The organism is Acidobacteriota bacterium, assembly GCA_003225175.1.
Lineage (GTDB): Bacteria > Acidobacteriota > Terriglobia > Terriglobales > Acidobacteriaceae > Gp1-AA112.
This window is the reverse complement of sequence record QIBA01000257.1, coordinates 1-712: the sequence shown is the minus strand read 5'-3', so window position 1 is coordinate 712 and position 712 is coordinate 1. Positions and strand designations below refer to the sequence as shown.

1 protein-coding gene is annotated in these 712 nt (G+C 56.6%); it reads right to left on the bottom strand.

Going from position 1 to position 712, the window contains the following annotated elements:
- Window positions 1–712 (bottom strand): hypothetical protein (locus DMG62_25190; GenBank protein PYY18872.1); only part of this gene is annotated, 712 nt, incomplete at both ends.

The window sequence follows — 712 nt, the reverse complement described above, 5'->3', positions numbered from 1 at the left end:
GGCAAAACTGGAAAAACGGAGCGATGACGCCGTTCCAGGTTTTTTGCAACAACAGGCCGAAGGACGGAGATCCAAAATCCTTTGGCCCTAGCTTGAAGAAAGGCGCGGCGAATTCGGTCGAATCCTGGGCCCAGCCCGGATGCCACTTCAGGACCGATGATGCGCGAAATTGATCGGTAGTTAGCCAGACAAAAAAAGTTGCCGGGATGAAAGCCGCGATCAGTATGGCGGCAGCATGTCTGCGAATCGGTGCGCCACGGAAAATCTCGGGCCACACCTTCGGATGCGAAATCAAGCGGCCGATGCCGGCCATGCCCTCGTTGCGAACCAGATTAGCGACAAATTTGAGTTCGGTTGCGCGTTCGAAGAACAATCCGACAACCAGCACGATGGTCAGCGCGATGAAGGTATGCAGGTGAAACAACGGCATCGATGCGTAAATCGAAAGTTCAACCCACCAGGGCAGGGGACCTTTGCTGTAGCCGTGGGCGTTGACCGCGGCGGGGTCATCCTTAACGCCGTCACCGGACTGGCCGGCGTCAGTGACCCCAGCTACAGGAGATTCTCTGAAAATTTTTGCGCGCCAATGCCAGAGCAACACCAGGCCTGCCGGGATCGCATAGAGCCAGCCGCGCTGGGTTACGAGCATGGATAAGGCAATGCTTTTCCAAGCGAGTGGCCTGTGCGCGATATCTGCTGCTGTGCCCTGATA